This is a genomic window from Devosia elaeis (assembly GCF_001650025.1).
Classification (GTDB): Bacteria; Pseudomonadota; Alphaproteobacteria; order Rhizobiales; family Devosiaceae; genus Devosia; species Devosia elaeis.
The window spans coordinates 1-19,172 of the sequence record NZ_LVVY01000112.1 but is presented as its reverse complement, the minus strand read 5'-3'; the positions used below and the strand labels follow the sequence as shown (position 1 = coordinate 19,172).

The 19,172-nt window shown below is 62.2% G+C and carries 19 protein-coding genes, 1 pseudogene, 1 riboswitch and 1 other annotated feature; of the genes and pseudogenes, 16 read left to right on the top strand and 4 right to left on the bottom strand.

Features of this window, described 5'->3' with window-relative positions:
• From A3840_RS14820 to A3840_RS19140, 11 genes and pseudogenes are all read left to right on the top strand, one after another.
• Positions 1-301, top strand: a 301-nt coding sequence (locus tag A3840_RS14820; RefSeq protein WP_082903926.1) for a nitroreductase family protein, incomplete at its 5' end; no start/stop codon positions are given.
• A gap of 84 nt (positions 302-385) precedes the next feature.
• Positions 386-535, top strand: a riboswitch (FMN riboswitch).
• Positions 536-628: 93 nt separating this feature from the next.
• Entirely contained in the window at positions 629-1,636 is a 1,008-nt protein-coding gene (gene ribD, locus A3840_RS14815) for a bifunctional diaminohydroxyphosphoribosylaminopyrimidine deaminase/5-amino-6-(5-phosphoribosylamino)uracil reductase RibD (RefSeq protein WP_067458422.1), read from the top strand.
• Between the two features lie 9 nt (positions 1,637-1,645).
• Positions 1,646-2,257, top strand: coding sequence for a riboflavin synthase (locus A3840_RS14810; RefSeq protein ID WP_067458419.1), 612 nt, complete (start codon positions 1,646-1,648; stop codon positions 2,255-2,257).
• The gene (locus A3840_RS14805; protein WP_067458416.1) at positions 2,233-3,432 is read left to right on the top strand and encodes a bifunctional 3,4-dihydroxy-2-butanone-4-phosphate synthase/GTP cyclohydrolase II; all 1,200 of its coding nucleotides are present in this window, start codon (positions 2,233-2,235) and stop codon (positions 3,430-3,432) included. Before A3840_RS14810 ends, A3840_RS14805 begins: the two co-directional genes overlap by 25 nt.
• Before the next feature lie 9 nt (positions 3,433-3,441).
• Positions 3,442-3,900 carry a 6,7-dimethyl-8-ribityllumazine synthase gene (gene ribH / locus A3840_RS14800; protein WP_067458413.1) on the top strand — a complete coding sequence of 153 codons (459 nt, stop codon included), beginning with the start codon at positions 3,442-3,444 and terminating at the stop codon, positions 3,898-3,900.
• Between the two features lie 186 nt (positions 3,901-4,086).
• Positions 4,087-5,241 carry a cytochrome P450 gene (locus A3840_RS14795; protein WP_205633395.1) on the top strand — a complete coding sequence of 385 codons (1,155 nt, stop codon included), beginning with the start codon at positions 4,087-4,089 and terminating at the stop codon, positions 5,239-5,241.
• On the top strand, positions 5,222-6,442 hold the full coding sequence (gene bioF, locus A3840_RS14790; RefSeq protein WP_245676634.1) for an 8-amino-7-oxononanoate synthase: 1,221 nt from the start codon (positions 5,222-5,224) through the stop codon (positions 6,440-6,442). Before A3840_RS14795 ends, bioF begins: the two co-directional genes overlap by 20 nt.
• Complete coding sequence (gene bioA / locus A3840_RS14785) at positions 6,442-7,818, top strand: adenosylmethionine--8-amino-7-oxononanoate transaminase (RefSeq protein ID WP_067458407.1); 1,377 nt, start codon at positions 6,442-6,444, stop codon at positions 7,816-7,818. Before bioF ends, bioA begins: the two co-directional genes overlap by 1 nt.
• Positions 7,815-8,555 carry a dethiobiotin synthase gene (bioD, locus tag A3840_RS14780; RefSeq protein ID WP_067458404.1) on the top strand — a complete coding sequence of 247 codons (741 nt, stop codon included), beginning with the start codon at positions 7,815-7,817 and terminating at the stop codon, positions 8,553-8,555. Before bioA ends, bioD begins: the two co-directional genes overlap by 4 nt.
• A gap of 2 nt (positions 8,556-8,557) precedes the next feature.
• Complete coding sequence (gene bioB / locus A3840_RS14775; protein ID WP_082903925.1) at positions 8,558-9,571, top strand: biotin synthase BioB; 1,014 nt, start codon at positions 8,558-8,560, stop codon at positions 9,569-9,571.
• A gap of 153 nt (positions 9,572-9,724) precedes the next feature.
• Positions 9,725-10,164, top strand: a pseudogene (locus tag A3840_RS19140) (aspartate 1-decarboxylase).
• Between the two features lie 177 nt (positions 10,165-10,341).
• Here the strand turns inward: A3840_RS19140 and A3840_RS14770 are convergent.
• Positions 10,342-11,573, bottom strand: a protein-coding gene (locus A3840_RS14770; protein WP_245676633.1) for an IS3 family transposase whose coding sequence is annotated in 2 segments (ribosomal slippage) — positions 10,342-11,279 and positions 11,279-11,573 — 1,233 coding nt in all. Because the reading frame shifts where the segments join, the coding sequence is not laid out codon by codon here.
• Positions 11,173-11,289: a sequence feature (AL1L pseudoknot), on the bottom strand. (Overlaps the previous gene by 117 nt.)
• Positions 11,574-11,675: 102 nt before the next feature.
• Between A3840_RS14770 and A3840_RS14760 the strand changes: the two genes are divergently transcribed.
• On the top strand, positions 11,676-13,019 hold the full coding sequence (locus A3840_RS14760; protein WP_067458431.1) for a type II and III secretion system protein family protein: 1,344 nt from the start codon (positions 11,676-11,678) through the stop codon (positions 13,017-13,019).
• Positions 13,019-13,249 (top strand): hypothetical protein, encoded by a 231-nt coding sequence (locus tag A3840_RS14755; RefSeq protein ID WP_067458395.1) that lies wholly within the window; start codon positions 13,019-13,021, stop codon positions 13,247-13,249. The genes A3840_RS14760 and A3840_RS14755 overlap by 1 nt, the downstream gene beginning before the upstream one ends.
• A 26-nt stretch (positions 13,250-13,275) precedes the next feature.
• Here A3840_RS14755 and A3840_RS14750 read toward each other — a convergent pair whose 3' ends face one another.
• Positions 13,276-13,950: a tetratricopeptide repeat protein gene (locus tag A3840_RS14750; protein WP_165603190.1), complete on the bottom strand. Its 675-nt coding sequence runs from the start codon at positions 13,948-13,950 to the stop codon at positions 13,276-13,278.
• A 458-nt stretch (positions 13,951-14,408) separates the two neighbouring features.
• Between A3840_RS14750 and A3840_RS19135 the strand changes: the two genes are divergently transcribed.
• From A3840_RS19135 to preA, 3 genes are all read left to right on the top strand, one after another.
• The gene (locus A3840_RS19135; protein WP_281180583.1) at positions 14,409-14,678 is read left to right on the top strand and encodes a PilZ domain-containing protein; all 270 of its coding nucleotides are present in this window, start codon (positions 14,409-14,411) and stop codon (positions 14,676-14,678) included.
• A gap of 224 nt (positions 14,679-14,902) precedes the next feature.
• Positions 14,903-16,252 (top strand): NAD(P)-dependent oxidoreductase, encoded by a 1,350-nt coding sequence (locus tag A3840_RS14745; protein WP_067458428.1) that lies wholly within the window; start codon positions 14,903-14,905, stop codon positions 16,250-16,252.
• Positions 16,253-16,264: 12 nt separating this feature from the next.
• Positions 16,265-17,587 (top strand): NAD-dependent dihydropyrimidine dehydrogenase subunit PreA, encoded by a 1,323-nt coding sequence (gene preA, locus A3840_RS14740; RefSeq protein WP_067458390.1) that lies wholly within the window; start codon positions 16,265-16,267, stop codon positions 17,585-17,587.
• A 503-nt stretch (positions 17,588-18,090) separates the two neighbouring features.
• On the opposite strand, the gene queE is transcribed toward preA, so the two are convergent.
• Together queE and queD are read right to left on the bottom strand one after the other, a co-directional pair.
• Entirely contained in the window at positions 18,091-18,828 is a 738-nt protein-coding gene (queE, locus tag A3840_RS14735) for a 7-carboxy-7-deazaguanine synthase QueE (RefSeq protein WP_205633394.1), read from the bottom strand.
• Positions 18,825-19,172: 6-carboxytetrahydropterin synthase QueD (gene queD / locus A3840_RS14730; RefSeq protein ID WP_067458386.1), on the bottom strand; the 348-nt coding region annotated here is incomplete at its 5' end. The genes queD and queE, both read right to left, overlap by 4 nt.

The window sequence follows — 19,172 nt, the reverse complement described above, 5'->3', positions numbered from 1 at the left end:
CATGGACCTGTTCAGCACGGTCTGTGCCGTCCAGAACCTCTGGCTCGCAGCCAGAGCCGAGGGCCTGGGCGTCGGTTGGGTCAGCATCCTCAAGGAGGCCGAGGTCAAGGCAGTTCTGGGTATCCCCGATCCGGTCCGGCTGGTTGCCTATTTGTGCGTCGGCAAGGTCGAAAGCTTCTTTGCGACGCCCGAACTCGAACAAAGGGGGTGGCGGGCACGCACGCCGATTGCCGACCTCGTGTTTGAGGATCATTGGGGCGCCGAAGCCGCAATGACGCGGGCCGGAACACCACAGGAATGAGACCTTCGTGCTAGGTCGGCGGCCGGAGGCTTGCGTCGGGCCGAGCCGCGGCCTATATGAACCCGGTCGGCCCTGGGGGTCGACAGACGTTCTCAGGGCGGGGTGCAATTCCCCACCGGCGGTGTTTGCGCTTCGGCGCATCAGCCCGCGAGCGCTTGCCTCAGAGGAGGCAAGGTCAGCAGACTCGGTTAAACTCCGGGGCCGACGGTATAGTCCGGATGGAAGAGAACACATGATCGGGTGGCCCTGTTTCCGCATTCCGGGAACGGGATGTGCGCCGTCATTGGCCCTGAGCTGCGTCTTGGTTTGGCAAGACGACGGACAGGCATGGATAGCCCAGAGAGCTCCCACGGCGGGCAATTATCGAGCAGCGTGATCGCTGCCGCCTTTGGCTATGCGGTTGAGCTGGCAGGCCAATGGCAAGGCGCCACCGCGCCCAATCCTCCCGTCGGCTGCGTTTTGCTTGATGCGTCAGGCAAAACGCTGGCCGCAGCGGCCCATCAACGAGCCGGTGAACCGCACGCCGAAGCGCTCGCCATCGCGCTCTGCCGCGCCAATGATACGCTCCATCGCATCCACACGGTGGTGGTGACCCTTGAGCCCTGCAATCATGCCGGACGAACCCCGGCCTGTACGGGCGTGATCCTCGAAACGCCGGCGCGTCACGTATGGATCGGGGCCAGCGATCCCAATCCGCTCGTTGCCGGTAGGGGTGGCGACTATCTTGCCCATGCAGGCCGGTCACTACATGCCCTAGTTGACCTGGACGATCCGGCCGCACCCCAGCTCGCCGCGGCGGTGACCCGCCTGATCGCGCCCTTTGCCAAGCACGTGACCACGGGCAAACCGTGGGTGACGATCAAGCAGGCGATTGATCGCCATGGCAGCATGATCCCACCCGCGGGGCAAAAAACCTTTACCTCGGACGCCTCACTCGATCTGGCGCATCGATTGCGCAAGCGGGCCGACGCGATCATCACCGGGTCCGGAACGATCATGGCCGACGCACCCCACTTTACCGTCCGAAGGCTGCCAGATTTCCCGGGCAAGCGACGCCACCTGGTCATCCTCGACCGACGTGGTCGGGTGCCGGCGTCCTATGTCGAGGCGGCGCAGGCACGCGGCTTCCTGGTGTCGATAGAAACCGACCCTGCCAACGTGCTGACCCGTCTCGGTCAGGCTGGATGCCTCGAGGTGCTGGTCGAAGCCGGTACCGAACTCACCCAGTCCATACTGGCAAGTCCGCTCTGGGACGAGCACGTAATGATACGCCAGCGTCTGGCGGCGGACGACGACATCACCGTCCGTTACCGGGCCAATTCCGAACCGCATTGAGAGGTATCCATGTTTTCCGGCATCATTGAACGATTGGCTCCCGTGATCGGCGTCAGCCAGCAAGGGCGAACCCGCGTCCTGGTTCTGCAATCGGGTTGGGATGACCTTTCTCTTGGTGAGAGTGTCGCGATCAACGGGGTTTGCCTGACGGTCACCCATCTCGAAGCGGGTGGGGCGGCCACATTCTTCGTCAGCCCCGAAACCACATCCCGCTCCAGCCTGGGTCGGGTCGCAGAAGGCGACCGGGTGAATCTGGAACGCTCCGTGCGTCTGGAGACCCGGCTATCGGGCCACCTTGTCCAAGGCCATGTCGATGGAACGGCCCGGCTAGTCACAGTGACACCTGAAGAGGGAGCCTTTCGGCTGGAATTGGCCTTGCCTGCCGCGCTGGCCCGCTACTGCGTGGAGAAGGGCTCGATTGCGCTCGACGGCATCAGCCTGACCATCAACAGCGTCAGTCCTGCCACCGATGGTTCGACCATCATCGGCATCACCATCATTCCCCACACCTGGGAACATACCAACCTGCACGCCGCCCGCCTGGGCGACGACATCAATGTCGAGGTCGACGTGATTGCGAAATATGTGGAGCGCCTATGTCAACCCTATCCCAAGCCCTAGACCGACTGCGTCTGGGCGGCATGGTGATCCTCGTCGATGACGAGGATCGCGAAAACGAAGGTGACCTGATCGTCGCTGCCGAGTTTGCCACCCCTAGTGCCGTCAATTTCATGGCGACCCATGGGCGCGGTCTCATCTGCCTGGCCTTGACCGGGCAACAGGTGGACCGGCTGCAGCTGCCTGCCATGACCGCAGCCAACCGAGCTCGCCGATCGACCGCGTTCACGGTTTCGATCGAGGCGCGGGAAGGGATTACCACCGGCATTTCTGCCCATGATCGATCCCGGACGATATTGGCCGCCACGAACCCCAGGGCTGAAGCTGCAGACGTGGTGTCCCCGGGACACATCTTTCCGCTTCGGGCAGCCGAAGGCGGCGTGCTTGTCAGGAACGGTCATACCGAAGGGGCTATCGACCTGATGCGCCTCGCCGGACTTCAGCCCGCGGCCGCCATCTGTGAAGTGATGCGCGATGACGGTGAGATGGCCAGGCGCCCCGATCTGGAACTTTTCGCGGCTCAACACGACTTGCCCATCCTGTCCATCAGCGATCTCGTTGCATATCGCTGCAAGACCGAGGTGCTGGTCGAGCAAGTGGCTTCGGCCGATTTGCCATCGACCTTTTCCGGCGATGCGATGCGGGTTCACGCGTTTCGTAGCCTGCTGGACGGAACCGAGCACCTGGCAATGGTCAAGGCACCCATGACGGGAACGCCGCTGGTGCGGGTTCACTCGGAATGCCTGACGGGGGATGCTCTGGGGTCGCTGCGGTGTGATTGCGGCGCGCAACTGCAGGAGTCGCTGCGCATGATCGGCGAGTCAGGCGGCGTCCTGATCTATTTGCGAGGCCAGGAAGGCCGCGGCATTGGTCTCGCCAACAAGATTCGCGCTTACGCCCTGCAGGATGGAGGCCGCGATACAGTCGAGGCCAACACCGATCTCGGCTTTGCAGCCGATGCCCGCGATTACGCGATCGCCGCCCAAATCCTTCGGGCCCTCGGTGTCGTCACCATCACCCTGTTGACCAACAATCCGCAAAAGGCCGAGACGCTTCGGGCCAACGGCATTGACGTGCAAGAGCGGCAGTCCCTGATCATCGCCCCCAATCCGTTCAACCTGCGCTACCTGCAAACCAAGCGCGAGAAGCTGGGCCACACCCTCACCCATCAAAACTGAAAGTTGGATATGACCGATACCAATGCTTCGCCTGAACTCCGGATCGCCATCGTGGTGAGCCGCTTCAATGAGAACGTCACCAATGGGCTGCTCTCTGGCGCCCGTGCCAGCCTTGCCGATAACGGCATCAACCTGTCGGATCGTGACATCTATTCCGCGCCCGGCGCCTTCGAAATTCCCCTGATTGCGCAGACCCTCGCCAGGACTGGCAAATATGACGGCGTGATCTGCCTGGGTTGCGTCATCAAGGGCGATACCGCCCATTTCGAATATATCAGCCAGGCGGCCAGTACCGGTTTGATGGCCGCCTCCTTGGCGACGGGCGTGCCGCTGACCTTCGGTATCCTGACGACCTATACCGACGAACAGGCAATCGTACGCAGCCGTGACGATGCCTATAACAAGGGCCGCGAGGCCACGCTCGCCTGCCTCGAAGCGCTCGCAACGCTGCGCTCGTTGGCACACTGAAACCAACTCAATGGGATTGTCGAGTGACAGGATCGATGCCAAGACCCGCTGATGGGTGGGCGGAGTTGCAGGGGCCGACTAATGACCGATAGTGCATTTCTGAACGACCCATATCCATTCTATTCCTCCTGGCGTGCGGCAGGGCCGCTGCATTGGAATGAGGATTTTTGTGGGGGCGCTTGGCTGTTGACCGACTATGCCGACGTCGCTGGCATCTTACGCGATCCGCGCTGCTCGGTCCGCCGGGCCGGGGGGTGGGTCAACAGCAGTGGGCCCGGTGCGAAGTCCGACCTCCGGGAGTTCAAACGTATCTTCTCGCGCTCGCTGCTCTTCGTCGACGCGCCACAGCACACGCGGCTGCGGCAGGTCATGAACGCAGGCTTCAAGCCACAGGCCATGCTGGCCCTGGCGCCGACGATAGAGGCCATTGTCGATGATCTCTTGGACTCGATCATCGAGCGCGCCGCGCGCGGCCAAGCCGAGTTCGACTTCACGGACGAATTTGCGCGGCCCTTGCCGGCGCTGGTGATTGCCGGGATGCTGGGGGTCAATCCCGCCGACCGTGCCCAATTCATCGCCTGGTCCGACGACATTGCCGCCTTCATTGGCGCTCCCACGCCGGCCATGGACATTGCCTTGCGGGCGCAGGCGAGCGCCGTCGCAATGAGCATCTATTTCCGGGATTTGCTACCCGAGCGTCGCCAGCGCCCCGGCCAGGATCTGGTCAGCCAGTTGCTTGCCGCCGAGGCGACCGGCGGTATCATCACCACCAAGGAATTGCTGGCGCAGTGCTGCACGTTGCTGTTTGCAGGACACGAGACGACGCGCAATCTGCTCGGCAACGGCATGCTCGCGCTGCTGCAGCATCCCCACCAGTGGCAACGCCTGATCGAGGCGCCTGCGCTGCTGCCGCAGGCCCTCAAGGAACTGCTGCGCTTCGATAGTCCGGTGCAATATACCGGTCGCCGGCTCAAGGCGGACGTCGAACTGCACGGCCAGGTCATGAAAAAGGGCGATCTGGTGATCCCGCTCATTGGAGCGGCCAACCGCGACCCGGCCAAGTTCGACGCGCCCGACATCCTCGACGTCAACCGCAACCAGGGCGCGCATTTGTCGTTCGGTTTCGGCCCGCATGTCTGTATAGGCGCCGCGCTCACTTACCTCGAAGCCGAAATCGCCTTTCGCAGCGTCATGCGCCGCCTGCCGCAATTGGCGTTGGCCGGCACTGCCCACGTCTGGGGCCGGAACGCGGCCTATCGCAGCCTCGAGACCCTGCCTTTGCGTTTCGCCGCTGCTCATGCCATTGCCGGGGTGCCGGCCCATGCTGCATTGGACGCCTGAGGCGATGGCGGAGAGCACAACCGATCTGCTGGTGGAGATGGGCGGCCGGCTTCGCCATCTGGAGGAGCAAAATCTGCTCCGTCAGCGCCGCGTCGTCGATGGGCCGCAGGGCCCCACCCTGGTCATCGATGGCAAGACCTATCTGGCCTTTGCCAGCAATGACTATCTTGGCCTCGCCAATCACCCGGCCCTCTTGGCAGGTGCGCGCGACAGTCTGGAGCAATTTGGCGTCGGCGCCGGCGCATCGGCGCTGATCACCGGCCACACCAGCGTCAACGAACAGCTTGAAGCCGAGCTGGCCGCATTCGTGGGTGCGCCGCGCGCGCTGCACTTCTCGACCGGCTATATGGCCAATCTCGGCATCATTCCGGCGCTGGTCGGTCCAGGCGATATTGTCTTCTCCGATAGGCTCAACCACGCCTGCATTATCGACGGCGCCCGGCTTTCGGGTGCCCAGTTTCGCGTCTATGCCCACGGGGACGTCGCCCAGCTGGAGCGCCTGCTGGCGAAAAATACCCGCCCGCATCCGCTGATCGTCACCGATGGGGTTTTCAGCATGGATGGCGACATTGCGCCTCTGCCGGAATTGTTGGTGTTGAGTGAAAAATATGACGCGTGGCTCTTGGTCGACGACGCCCACGGTTTCGGCGTGCTCGGTCCACAGGGGCGCGGCAGCCTCGCCCATTTCGGTCTCGCGTCACCGCGGGTGCTGTATATGGCAACGCTTGGCAAGGCGGCCGGTGTCGCGGGCGCGTTCGTCGCCGGCCATGGGACGGTGATAGAATGGTTACTCCAACGGGCGAGAACCTACGTGTTCAGCACCGCCAGTCCACCAATGCTATCCGGAGCACTGCTTGTGGCACTCGCGGTCATAGGGACGGAGGATTGGCGCCGTGTGCATCTTGGTCAGTTGGTCAAACGTCTGCGAGAGGGGCTTGTCGGCCTGCCTTGGCAACTATTGCCCTCCGAGACAGCGATTCAGCCGCTGGTCCTAGGAGACAATCAGCTCGCTCTGGACGTCATGGCCGATCTCCGCGCCCAAGGCATCTGGGTCCCCGCTATACGCCCGCCGACCGTGCGCAAAGGCACGGCGCGGCTGCGTATCTCGCTTTCGGCGGCGCATAGCGTTGAGCAGGTAGATCAACTGGTCAACGCGCTCCGAGGCGCCGCCGGTCGCATGTCCGAAGGGTTGGCTAGGTGATGGTAGAAAAGCAATCTGACTTGGTTGGGCGTAGCCTCGCCAGCGTGTGGCATCCGTGCACGCAGATGCAGCACCACGAGACGACACCGTTGATCCCGGTTAGCCACGGCGCCGGAGCTTGGCTGTACGACACCAATGGCAAGCGTTACCTCGACGCTATCAGTTCTTGGTGGGTCAACCTGTTCGGCCACGCCAATCCCCGCATCAACGCGGCGCTGATCGACCAGCTGGGTAAGATCGAGCACGCGATGCTGGCGGGCTTCACCCACGAACCGGTCATCCAGCTGTCGGAGAAACTGGCGGCGCGAACCGGCAACGTGCTCGGCCATTGCTTTTACGCCTCTGATGGAGCCTCGGCGGTCGAGATTGCGCTGAAGATGAGTTTTCATTTCTGGCGAAACGCCGGGCAGGGCTCCAAGCAGGAATTCGTCTGCCTTGCGGGCAGCTATCACGGCGAAACCATCGGTGCGCTTGCCGTCACTGATGTGGCGCTGTTTCGCGATGCCTATGGTCCGCTGCTGCAGAAGGCGCATGTCGTCATGTCGCCAGATGCCCGGGCCGCCGAGGAGGGCGAAACAGCCGCGGGCGTCGCGCGTCGTGCTGCTGACGCACTGGAGTTGTTGCTACGGGAGCGCGCCGGCCATATCGCCGCGGTGATCATCGAGCCGCTAGTGCAATGCGCCACCGGCATGGCGATGCATGACCCAGTTTATCTGGCGGAAGTCCGTACCCTCTGCGATCGCTACGGCGTGCACCTGATCTTTGACGAGATCGCGGTCGGCTGTGGCCGCACCGGGACGTTTTTCGCCGCTGAGCATGCCATTGCCACCGGCACCGCCGCAGGGCCGGTATGGCCTGACTTGCTCTGCCTCTCCAAAGGGATCAGTGGCGGCTACTTGCCGCTGTCGTTGGTCATGACCAGGGATACGATTTTCGAGGCATTCTACGATGTCGATGTTCGACGCGGCTTTCTGCATTCCCATTCGTACACGGGAAACCCGCTGGCCTGCCGCGCCGCATTGGCGACGCTGGCGATCTTTGAGGAAGATGACGTGCTGAACGTGAACCGGCAGCGGGCGCAGCGACTAACCGTGGCATTGCAGCCGCTGGCGGGCCATGAACGGGTCGCCAACTTCCGACAGTGTGGCATGATCTGGGCGTTCGACGCCCAAATCGACGATCCTGCCGCTGCGGCCACCTTCTCGCGACGCTTCTTCGCCAGGGCCCTGGAAAACGAACTTCTGGTGCGGCCCATCGGCTGCACCGTCTATTTGATGCCACCCTATATCTTGAGCGACGCCGAATGCGACCTCTTGGCAGAACGGACAGCGACCGTGTTCGACCACGTCATCGCCCCGAGCGGGAGAATGACATGACCGCCCGCGGCTATTTCGTTTCCGGCACCGATACCGAGATCGGCAAGACGCTGATTGGGGCGTGCCTGCTCCAGTTCCTGACGCGGACGGGGCTAAGGACCGTCGGCATGAAGCCCGTTGCCGCGGGTGCCGAACTGCGCGACGGCGGGTGGCACAACGATGATTGCGATGCCCTGGCCGCGCAAGCCAGCCTCGCTCCGCCTCAGCGCCTCACCACGCCCTATCTGTTCCGGCAGCCTACGGCCCCCCACATTGCCGCGGCGCTGGAAGGCCGCACAATTGATCTGCCAGCGATCCTTGACTGCTACAGACAGGTTGCCGATCTTGCCGATGCCGTGGTGGTCGAGGGCGTGGGCGGGTTTCGCGTGCCGCTGGGACCAACCACCGACACGGCCGACCTGGCGCAACAGCTCGGCTTGCCGGTGGTGCTGGTGGTGGGGGTGCGTCTGGGCTGCATCAACCATGCCCTGCTGACGGCGGAGGCTATCGCCGCCCGCGGCCTGGCCCTGGCCGGCTGGGTGGCCAACAGCGTCGATGCCGATATGCTCAACGCCGCCGCAACGGTGGAGGCCATTGCCGCGCGCATCGATGCGCCCCTCCTGGGATGGGTACCGCGGCTACAGGCGGCCGGCACGGAACTGACCGCCGCCGCCCTGGAACATCTCGATTTTTCAATCCTGCCGCCGGGCTTTAGGCCCGTCTCGGCAACGCAATCCTCAAGCGCTAAGGAAATCTGACTATGCTCACCGAACCAAAATCGGGGGAACACGCGGCAACGGCACTGGTGGCCAATGAACAGCTGCATGAAAAGCTGTTGTGGCCGGTCCAGGCCGTGCTGGACCTCATTAACCTGCCATTCAACGACTTGCTGTTTCGGGCGCAGCAGGTGCATCGAGAGCATTTCGACCCCCATGAAGTCGAGCTCGCGACGCTGCTCTCCATCAAGACAGGCGGCTGCCCCGAGGATTGCGGCTATTGTCCGCAGGCCGCCCGCTACAATACCGGCGTGACCGCGCAGAAGATCCTGCCACTCGACACCGTTCTCGATGCGGCCCGCCAGGCCAAGGCGCATGGCGCTACGCGCTTCTGCATGGGCGCGGCCTGGCGTCAGCCCAAGGACCGCGATCTCGATCGGGTCGAGGAGATGGTGCGCGAGGTCAAGGCTCTCGGGCTCGAAACGTGCGCCACGCTGGGCATGCTGGGCGAGGGGCAGGCCGAGCGCCTCAAGCGGGCCGGCCTCGATTACTACAATCACAACCTCGATACGGCCCCCGAACTCTACGGCGACATCATCACCACGCGCGACTATCAGGATCGCCTCGATACGCTCGCAAAAGTGCGCGGCGCGGGGATCAACGTCTGCTGCGGCGGCATTGTCGGCATGGGCGAGTCCCGCCTGCAGCGAGCGGGGCTGGTGGCGCAACTGGCCAATATGACCCCCTATCCGGAATCGGTGCCGATCAACAATCTGGTGCAGGTGGAGGGCACGCCCCTCTTCGGCACCGAGGCTCTCGACCTCTTTGAATTCGTGCGGACTATCGCTGTCGCCCGCATCACCATGCCCAGGGCGCGGGTGCGCCTCTCTGCCGGACGCAGGCAAATGGGCGAAGCGTTCCAGGCCATGTGCTTCCTCGCCGGCGCCAACTCGATTTTCTATGGCGACAAGCTGCTGACGACGGGCAACCCGGATGCGGAGGATGATCAAGCCCTGCTGAGCAAACTTGGAATGAGAACTAGGTCAGCCGCGATCTAGTGTGCATGTCCCAAAAAACGACAGGTTCGAGGTGCCCCGCCTTGTCCAGGTAGCGTCGATACGCTGGCACAGGCAAGGCCGACGGGCAAACCAAGGACCCGTCCTGTTGGGCACACAGGAAATGGCACTAACCCCGGGGTCGAAGGAGACCAAATGAAGAAAATTGTCTCGGCGAAATTGCACGGCATTACCGTCACAGGCGCCGATCTAAACTATCACGGTCCATTACCCTCGATCCCGATTACTGCGCGGCAGTTGGATTGCTGCCACTAGAGTTTGTAGATAATTGGAACAAAAATTCCGGTGCTCGTATCTCCACCTATGTAATCTATGGAGAACGGGGTAGCAGGTGTTGCATTCTCAATGGAGCAGCCGCTAGAACCTGCCAACTCGGGGACCAAATAATCATCTGTTCATCGGATTTCATCGAGCCCTCTGCGTTGGATGGAGTTCGGACAAAGGTCCTCACCTTCAAACCCGGCAACCAGGTGCATGAACTCCTGACGTATGCCGTCGACAAGCTGGCCGACGGGCAGTTTTCCTTCGAGATACTCCCTCACCATGACGTAACCTCTGAGGTTGACCCGGTCTGAGGTAGGCTCCGGCCCGCCATCAAGCTGGCGTTTTCGCCCGACGCCGCCTGTTCCCCGGTCAGCACCGATGGCACAGATTTAGGGTTGAGCTTTAAGGAGTGTTTTGGTCTCGTCGCATGACGAAGGAACCAAGAGGTCTGAACCGCGCCGGGAATTCCGGAGGCTGTTTGGTTTAAGTTATGCGGCCATGGCCGGTTGTTCCAGTGCGGCGTAGAAGTTTGCCTCAGCTTCCGCTGGCGGTATGTTGCCGATGGGCTCAAGCAGTCGCCGGTGATTGAACCAGTCGACCCATTCGAGGGTGGCGAACTCGACTGCCTCGATGCTTCGCCATGGTCCGCGCCGGTGGATCACCTCGGCCTTGTAGAGACCGTTGATCGTCTCCGCCAAGGCGTTGTCATAGCTGTCTCCAACGCTGCCGACTGACGGCTCGATCCCGGCTTCGGCCAGGCGCTCGGTGTACTTTATAGACACGTATTGACTGCCGCGGTCCGAATGATGGACCAGACCGCCGCGATGGACGGGGCGGCGGTCGTGTATGGCTTGCTCGAGGGCATCCAGCACGAAGCTGGCATGGGCGGTGCGGCTGACCCGCCAGCCCACGATATAGCGAGCGTAGACGTCGATCACGAAGGCCACATACGCAAACCCAGCCCACGTCGCTACATAAGTAAAATCGGAGACCCAGAGCCTGTTAGGCGCTGGGGCGTAGAACTGGCGATTGACGTGATCGAGCGGGCAAGGCGCCGCCTTGTCGCTGATCGTGGTGCGCACCGGCTTGCCGCGGATCACGCCCTGCAAGCCCAGATCGCGCATCAGGCGCTGGACACTGCATCGGGCAACACCAAACCCTTCCCGCTTCAACTGCCGCCATACCTTGCGCACGCCGTAGACGCCGAAGTTCTCGGCAAAGACCCGCATGACTTCCGGCTTGAGGCCCTCATCACGTTGGGATCGGGCAGACCGCCGGCCAGGATCGCGGCGCTGGGCAACGCGTTCGTGGTAGCTGGATGGGGCGATCGGCAGAACCTTGCAGATCGGCTCGACCCCATAAGCATCCCGGTGCTCATCAATGAAGGCAATCATCGCTTGAACGGGCGGTCGAGCTCCGCCTGGGCGAAATATGCGGAGGCTTTGCGCAGGATCTCATTGGCCTGCCGCAGCTCCCGGTTCTCCCGCTCCAGGGACTTCAACCTCTCGGCCGTATCCGTGGTCACACCGGCGCGCTTGCCGCTATCGACCTCGGCCTTCTTCACCCACTCATGGAGCGTATGGGCCGAACATCCGATCTTCTCGGCAACCGATACCACCGCTGCCCAGCGGGACGGGTACTCCCCGCCATGCTCTTGAACCATCCGCACCGCACGGGTTCGGACCTCTACTGAAAACTTGTTCGTCGTCTTGCTCGTCATGCTCCATCCTACTCAGGAGTTGGAGCCTCCGGCAAACCCGGTGCGGTTCAGGTGAGGCGTCGCGGGGGCTATATCGGTGCCGCCTGTTTTGCTTTGGCCCTGATGCTGACTGCGCTTACCCCCACCGTCCCGGCCCTGGCGCAGACGGTCAATTACGACGTCGCCACCACCTCGGTCATGCGGATCAATCTGCCTGTCTCGCAGGCGGTGACAGTCACGGTATCGAACGCGATCGGCAAGGCTGTGTCGGCCGATGCCGCCATTGCCGACGCCCAGCTGATCACCAACAAGTCTCTCTACCTCATCGGCAAGTCCTTCGGCACCACAACCGTGAACCTGTTTTCCGATGTGGGTGAACCGATCGGCCTGCTGGCGGTCGAAGTGGGCGCCGATACGGCCGATATGACCAGTGCCATCCGGTCTGCGGTGCCAAATTCGAATGTTCGCGTCGGCACGGTGAACGGACGCGTGCGCCTGTCGGGCACGGTGACCGATGAAGGCTCGATGCAGAAAATACTGCAGATCGTCGACCAGTATGGCAGCCCGGGCGTGATCAACACTATCACCCTGGCCGGCGGCCAGCAGGTCAATCTCGAGGTTCGGATCCTCGAAGCCCAACGCGATGCCGGCCGGCAACTCGGTATCCAGTGGGGCGGCACGGTTGGCGGCGTTTCGGCCGGTATCGGCGGCGGCCCCAACAATCCCGCCGGCGGCGCCGCTTCGTTCTCGTCCTTCGCCACCAGCGTGCTGGCCGGCCTCACGGGCGTGAGCCTTACCGCGACCATCAATGCCCTAGAGGCCAAGAGCCTCGTGCGCACCCTGGCCGAACCGAACCTGACCACGCTGTCGGGCGTCAAGGCCAGCTTCCTGGCCGGTGGCCAGGTCCCCATCCGAGTCTCAGATGGACAGGGCGGTGCAACCATCCAATATCGCGACTTTGGCGTTCGCCTCGTGTTCACGCCCATCGTGCTCGATGGCGACCGCATCCAGATCCATTTGACGCCTGAAGTGAGCAGCATCGGCGCGATGACAGCCGCCGGCGATCCTGTGTTCAACACCCGGACGCTCGATGCCACAGTGGAACTCCGCGACGGGCAGAGCTTTTCCGTGGCGGGCCTGTTGCAGGCAAGCTCCAACACCAGCCAGAACCAATTGCCCTGGATTGGTGATGTTCCGATTCTTGGTGCGCTGTTCAGGTCGTCGAACTACCAGAAGAATGACACCGAGCTGGTGGTCATTGTCACGCCGCGCCTGGTCCAGCCGGCGACTCCGGGACAACTGCTGGCCACTCCGCTGGACGGAACTGCCCCTGCCAACGATGCCGAGTTCTTCCTACTCGGTCAAATGGAGGTGACACCCAAGATGATTCAGAATTTTGAAGCGGGGGCCGGCGTCATCGGCCCCTTCGGCTACATGATCGACCTCAGCCTGGGTGAGACAAATTGATGCCGCTGCTTGTACTAAAAGGCGGAGTGGCGCTGGCCATTGCCCTGCTCGCCACTGGCTGCACCTATGACCACATGCAGCGCACCGACCGAGTCTCGTTTCGAGCAGGCAATGCGGTGCGGGCCAACATGGCCATCCAGACGGTCAACCCGTCCAAGGGCTCGCAGTACGTCACGACGGGCCTTGGCGCCAGCGGTAGCGTGATGCCGGTCGCTCCGGCCCAGCCCTGATAGTCGGACCGCTGTGACCGCCCGGGTCAGGCCCGGGTCGCCGCGCTGGTCAATATCTGGATGTTGTTGGCGATCAGCACGTTGTCGGGATCAAGGCTGAGCGCGCGACGGAAGTTCGTTAGTGCCGCCGTCAGGTTGCCGCGCAGCATGTAGGAATAGCCCACATTGTTGAAGTACTGCGCGGTGTCGCCCGAGAGCTGGTAGAGGTTCGCATAGACCCGGTCCGAGAGGTCGAACCGGCCCAGCCGGTCGTAGGAGGCACCGAGCCCGACATAGCCTTCAGGGTTCTTAGGCGAGAGCTCGACAACACGCTGGTAGAACGCGGCCGAATAGCCAAAATCATTGTTGCGAAAGTGGGTCCTGGCCTCCGCTAGCGCCGCTTCGGGTGTTGTCGGCTGGCGACCGGTCAGGTCTGCGACCTGCTGCTTGGAATTGCCAAATACACTCGCGCCAAGGCCGCCAGTGGCGCAGCCGGACAGCGGCGCGACCGCCATCAGCGCGACCACAATTCCCGAGCGCAAAACACTACTGCCGCCGCGATACATGCCAATGCCCTCTGACGCTGCCGCGACCAGTGAGGGGTCGTAGCTCCGCGATCCGAATTTAAACGACCCGGCGGTAACCGGGGTAAACGCGACGGGGAACTTTGAAATCAGGCTTACTGGATCGTTAAAACCGGGAACTCCTGTATTGGGCATCATGCGGCGGGCTCTCATAGGCTGTTGAAGCGATCCCGAGGACCGTTTCCATCAAGCACCGTTGCCAGGTTCCTAGGCGTGTTCCGATCGAACGCGATCAGGCGCACCAACAAGCCTTCCGAGCCGCGCGTGGAGCTAATCGCAAGTCCGAAGACTTGCCCTCCTTGCCGAGCTGCGCCCGATCATCGACTCGCGCCCCATTGCTATCGCCGAGTGACGGCGCTGCTGAACCGCTCGCGGCGATGTGGTGGCAAGCCAAACGCACAATGCCAGGAATTCAATGAAGGTTGGCTAGCCGTGGCTCGGTCATGCGCGGCGCGATATTGGCGTGCAGGGCGACGTCGTCGGCAGGGTCGGGGCCATAGAAGCGGGGCGGCACTTGACAGTGTTGATCTAAGTGGCGAGGTAGACAAGCCTAGCCGAGGTATATAGCGGTAAATGGTACCGAATAGGAATTCGAAGTGGCTGAAGAACTGCAAAACAAGCGTTCATCGGCGCGGCGGCGCGTGCTTAAGCAGGCGCGCATGAGCTTCAATGGCGGCCGCTCCACTATCGATTGTGTTCTTCGCAATTTGTCGGACACCGGTGCACGGCTGAAGGTCACCAGTCCTTTGGGGGTACCCGATCGATTTGAATTGGTCCTGCTGACAGACAAGAGGACCCTTGCCTGTCGCGTGGTGTGGCGTTCAGCAGAAGAGATCGGCGTAGTGTTCGACGATGGCAAGGACTAGAACGACTAGATCGTCTTTCGAAACGATCCGTTTCTGGACTTTTCTACCCAGACTGCTCCCTCGCACGGCGCTGCCAATAAAGTGCTATTTTGCCGCAGCCAGGGCCAGTTTTTGAAGGCTCCTTGGAGCGCGCGGGGGACAAGGTCTTCATAATTTTGACCAATTGATAAAATTTCCAAGCTGCGTTAGCGTCTCGGCATGGAATGGCTTTATTGGAGGCAGTCATGAGCGGCGATATGCTCAAAGAAGGCATCGTACCCGGACGTCTCAGCACTGGCCAGTATGCGCAGAATTTCTCGGAACTTCATCCGCCACTAGGTCGACACGAGGCCTTCGTTGAGGCCGATCGGTGCTATTTCTGCTACGACGCGCCCTGCATGAACGCATGCCCGACCTCGATCGACGTTCCGCTGTTCATCCGAGAGATTTCAACCGACAATCCGCTGGGCGCGGCCAAAACGATCCTTGCGCAGAACATCCTTGGTGGGATGTGCGCGCGGGTGTGCCCTACCGAGCAGTTGTGCGAAGACGCCTGCGTGCGCATGGAGGCCGAGGGCAAGCCGGTCAAGATAGGACAGCTGCAGCGCTATGCCACCGACATCGCGATGGAAGAGCGCAAGCAGTTCTTCACTCGCGCCCCGGGTACGGGCAAGAAGATAGCTGTTGTCGGAGCCGGCCCGTCTGGACTGGCGGCGGCGCACCGGCTCTCGATGCACGGCCATGAGGTAACGATTTTCGATGCACGCCCGAAGGCCGGCGGGCTCAACGAATACGGTATCGCAACTTACAAGACCCCTGAGGGATTTGCGCAGGCCGAAGTTGATTATGTGACGGCCATTGGCGGAATCACCATCGAGCTCGGCCAGGCGCTGGGGCGCGAATTGAGCCTTGCGCAACTGAGCACGGATTTCGACGCGGTGTTCCTCGGTATCGGCCTCGGCGGGGTCAATGCGCTGCGGGCAGAGGGCGAGAAGGAAGGCCTGCATGGACTCCAGGACGCGGTGGATTTCATCGCAGAACTGCGGCAGGCGACCGACCTTGCCACCCTGCCGGTCGGGCGGCGTGTCGTGGTGATCGGCGGCGGCATGACCGCCATCGATGCCGCAGTGCAATCAAAGCTCCTCGGCGCCGAGGAGGTGACGATCTGCTACCGGCGCGGGCAGGAACACATGAGCGCCTCGGGTTTCGAGCAGGATCTGGCGGCTTCGAAGGGTGTGACTATCCGGCATTGGCTACAGCCTAAGCGGGTTCTTACAGAGCATGGCAAGGTCACCGGCGTTGAGCTGGAGTATACCGAGCTCAAAGATGGCCGGCTCGCCGGGATAGGTCGTACTATCACGATAGAGGCCGACCAGGTGTTCAAAGCGATCGGCCAAACGCTGGAAGACCAGTCGGCGGCCGGGCTCGAACTCAATGGTGGCCGGGTCCAAGCTGATGCGGAAGGCCGTACGTCGCGCGCCCGCGTCTGGGCCGGCGGCGACTGTGTCGATGCAGGCGACGACCTGACGGTGACCGCGGTGGCGCAGGGGCGCGACGCGGCCGAGAGCATCAACCGCTATCTCGCTGGAATCTGAGGGAGAGACGCCATGGCGGACATTCGCAACAACTTCGTCGGGATCAAGTCTCCGAACCCGTTCTGGCTGGCGTCCGCGCCGCCGACCGACAAAGCCTATAATGTTGAGCGCGCCTTCAAGGCGGGCTGGGGCGGCGTGGTTTGGAAGACACTGGGCGAGGAAGGCCCGCCGGTCGTCAATGTGAACGGACCGCGGTACGGGGCGATCTGGGGGGGCGACCGGCGCCTGCTGGGCTTCAACAATATCGAGCTGATCACAGACCGCGACCTTTACCGCAATCTCACCGAGATCAAGCAGGTCAAGAAAAACTGGCCCGACCGCGCGGTGGTCGTTTCGATCATGGTGCCCTGCGAGGAGGACGCCTGGAAGGCGATCCTGCCGCTGGTCGAGGAAACGGAAGCCGACGGGATCGAGCTAAATTTCGGCTGCCCACATGGGATGAGCGAGCGCGGCATGGGCGCGGCTGTCGGCCAGGTGCCGGAATATGTCGAAATGGTCGTGCGCTGGTGCAAGCAGTATTCGCGTATGCCTGTAATCACCAAACTGACGCCAAACATCACCGATGTGCGTCAACCTGCGCGAGCGGCGAAGAATGGCGGCACGGACGCGGTGAGTCTCATCAACACCATCAACTCGATCACCGGCGTTGATCTCGACACTTTTGCGCCAATGCCAACCATCGACGGCAAGGGCACGCATGGCGGCTATTGCGGACCGGCGGCCAAGCCGATCGCCTTACATATGGTGGCCGATATCGCGCGTGATCCGGAAACCTATGGGCTGCCCATCTCGGGCATCGGCGGGATCTCGACGTGGCGTGATGCGGCGGAGTTCATGGCTCTGGGCGCGGGCAATGTGCAGGTCTGCACCGCGGCGATGGTCTATGGCTTCAAGATCGTCGAAGAACTGGTCTCCGGCCTTTCGAACTGGATGGACGAGAAGGGCCACAAGACGCTCGACGACATCACCGGGCGTGCCACGCGCAACGTCACAGACTGGCAGTTCCTCAACCTCAACTACATCACCAAGGCGAAGATCGACCAGGACACGTGCATCAGCTGCGGCCGGTGCCACATCGCCTGCGAGGACACGTCGCACCAGGCAATCATGAAGGAAAAGGACGGCAAGCGGCATTTTGAGGTGATGGACGACCAGTGTGTTGGCTGCAATCTTTGCGTCAATGTCTGTCCAATTGAGGATTGTATTACGATGATCGCGCTGGAGCCGGGAACGATGGACACACGGACCGGCAAGCAGGTTGATCCGCACTACGCCAACTGGACGACGCACCTGAACAATCCGATGGCGAAGGCGGCGATCGAGCCAGCGGAGTAAGGACCACAGAAAACGCGTCATCGCGCTGCAGCGGCGCGCTGATCGACAGCACCAGCAGGACGTGGCACGCCCTGGTAACGATCGGTTCAAGGACGGGCACCACCATCGACAGCACGACGCGGGCGGCCAAGGCCCAGATGTTGCGGCCCAGCCGCTCCCCAAACAGTTGCGCCAGCAGCAGGCGATATTCGTCCGCGCATTGGTAATCGGTCCGGAACCGCACTTCGGCGACCTCATGCCATCGGTGCGGAACGGGCCCCCAACGGTATCGGTATTGCCGATATCGAGCAGCAGCCAGTGTTCGGACAATTTGCGGCTCTAGGCTGTTGCCGGCCAAAATCACGTCGATCCGCATTGGTCAAGTCGTCCGGCGGTCACGTGATCATAGGCGATCTGCTCGCCCCCATCGCGGAAAGCCTAGATGTCGCGAATGGCCTGGCGGGTAGGGGGGCCGACATGTGCGTTGCTCGTGTTCGCCTGGGTTTGTGGTGTGGCGGTACCGGCTAGACGCCGCGGGTATTGCCCCAGAGCAGCACATGAAGCTGCGGCAAGACCCGTGCCTCGAACCATCGGTCTTGAGTTACTTTGTCGACCAGCCATTCCATGCGCTGCATAACCCCCGTTATGTCGATGATGACATCGTCGGCATCGGGGGAGGGCGGCGTGTGGTTGCCCGGCTGGAGGTAGACCGGCAGGCTCGGATAACGCGCCGCCGCATCTTTGGCGTAAGCATAGTCTTCATCGTCGAAGACCACGAGCTTGAGCACGGTCAATGGCCTGCCTTGCGCGGCTGCCAGACAGGCCTCGAAACGTGCCCAGTCGGTGCTCATCTGGCTGGATGGCGGCTTGGGACTTAGGACAAGAGTATCCAGTGTCGAAAACCAGTCCCGCGCTACCGAACCTTGAGTCTCCAGGGCGAAGCGATAACCCTCTCGGTGACCGAGTTCGATCAGTTCGCCCAACGGCTGGATCGCCGGATTGCCGCCTGACAGCGACACCGTCAATGGCTCACCGCCCGACAGGACCCGGACCTGTGCCCAGATCTGCTCTATCGACATTGGCCGCCAGTCGTCGCGGAAGCGACTGTCTACGGCATGCAGGCTGTCGCACCAGGCGCAACGGTAGTCGCATCCGCCGGTTCGTACGAACACGGTCGGCTGGCCGATCAACACGCCTTCGCCCTGTATCGTCGGCCCGAAGATCTCGCTGATACGGATAGTGGGCGGCTCCACGGCGCTCACGGCCTATACTCCGCCCAGGTTTTGGCGGTCTCGCTGACGCGCACGGCAGAGGCTTCGGGCAGTCGCTGCTTGCACCAGTCAAAAAAGTGCTTGGCCAGGCACTCGGCCGTGACTTTGTCATGCCCCAGCACATCGTTGAGATGGCGATGGTCGAATGCCTCGTCGATGTGCCGTTTGAGCACCGACAGGTCCTGGTAATCGCGCACGAAGCCATGCTCGTTCAGCTCATCGGCGGTCAGTTCGACTTCCACGATGTAGTTGTGCCCATGCAGCCGAGCGCATTGGTGGTCAGGCGGAAGCGACGCGAGCTGATGGGATGCCGAGAAATGGAATTCCTTGGTGAT